Consider the following 287-nt stretch of genomic DNA (forward strand, 5'->3'; position numbering starts at 1 on the left):
AGTACGAGCTGTAACGCCGTCGACGGGCTGTACTGACAACAAGCTTTTCTTCTGACATCAGCCTGCGCACGACTTTTTCAGAGAGCCGGACGCCTTCATGACGGAGCATTGCGTGCAGGCGGCGGTAGCCGTAACAGCGGTAGTTGGCGTGGAAGATCTCCGACAGGCTGACGCGCACACCGGCGTGTTTATCACCGGCACGCAGTGCTGCACGGTGATAAAAATAGCTGCTGCGGGCGAGCCTCAGGGTGCTCAGCAGCACTGGCAGTGGATGTGTATCTCTGAGG

The 287-nt window shown here is 58.5% G+C and carries 1 protein-coding gene; it reads right to left on the reverse strand.

The features are described 5' to 3' along the window. On the reverse strand, positions 1 to 287 hold a 287-nt coding region (locus tag Dpoa2040_RS06545; protein WP_168640730.1), incomplete at both ends, for an IS3 family transposase.

The organism is Dickeya sp. CFBP 2040 (assembly GCF_012273755.1).
Lineage (GTDB): Bacteria > Pseudomonadota > Gammaproteobacteria > Enterobacterales > Enterobacteriaceae > Dickeya > Dickeya poaceiphila.